Annotated in this window: 1 protein-coding gene; it reads left to right on the forward strand. The window is 43.0% G+C overall.

Annotated elements, in window-relative coordinates; translation table 11 throughout:
• The first annotated feature begins 78 nt into the window (after positions 1–78).
• Positions 79–1,041, forward strand: coding sequence for an IS5 family transposase (locus F6K06_RS33630; RefSeq protein WP_124143258.1), 963 nt, complete (start codon positions 79–81; stop codon positions 1,039–1,041).
• Positions 1,042–1,096: the final 55 nt, after the last annotated feature.

Raw genomic sequence — 1,096 nt, forward strand, 5'->3', positions numbered from 1 at the left:
GGCTTTGTTGCACAAAAGATGATGTTTAGGGTAAAAATAAAGAAGTCAAGATGGTACACGAAACTACACTCAGCAGATATGAGTAAGAGTAAGTCTAAATCCAACTCCAAGTCCTTGTATCGACTCAAAAACTGGTCTGAGTATGATGCCTCCTTAAAGCAGCGAGGGAGTCTCACTTTTTGGCTGACTCCAGAGGCCATCGAGCAGTGGCTTAATCAGAAAAAAACTGGACGTAGGGGAGCATCTAATAATTATAGTGACACGGCCATTGAATTGATGGTGACTATGCAATCCTTGTATAGTCTGGCCGGACGACAGACCGAAGGTTTTGTCAAATCTATATTTCAATTGATGGACTTAGATTTACCAGTACCTGACCATAGCACTGTATCCCGTCGCTTGCCAAAACTGAATGTTAAACTACCAGTTATACCAACGAACGAAGCAATTCATATGGTAGTAGACTCTACAGGGGTGAAAGTTTACGGCGAAGGTGAATGGAAAACAAGAGTTCATGGTGTCAGTAAACGGCGTACATGGCGTAAATTACATCTAGGAGTTTCGGAGGCCACAGGGGAGATTATCAGTGGGGTAGTGACTACCAATGATGTCAGTGACGACCAAGTATTTTCTGACCTGTTAGATGGAGTAGATGGGGAAATAGCCCAAGTATCAGGAGATGGAGCCTATGACAAGTATAAGTGTTACGAGAAAGCTAGGCAACGAGGGGCAAAGGCAACAATTCCACCCAGGAAAAATGCAGTAATAGGTCAACATGGCAACTGTAAATGCTCACCTCATCCCAGAGATGAAAACCTCAGAAGGATAAGAAAAGTAGGACGCAAGAAGTGGAAACGTGAATGTGGCTACCACCGACGCTCGTTGTCAGAAACTACAATGTTCAGGCTCAAAGTCCTCAATGGATGCAAGTTACGACGACGAAAATTTGATAATCAGGCAGTGGAGTTATTCATACAATGTTCCATACTCAACGTGATGATTCAAAATGGTAAACCCCAGAGCTACAAAGTAGAAATCTAGTTAACTTCCAACTAAGGGAGTTTTTGGCGATCGCTACTTTCATGCAACAAAGCCA

The organism is Okeania sp. SIO1H4, assembly GCF_010672695.1.
Taxonomy (GTDB): Bacteria; Cyanobacteriota; Cyanobacteriia; order Cyanobacteriales; family Microcoleaceae; genus Okeania; species Okeania hirsuta.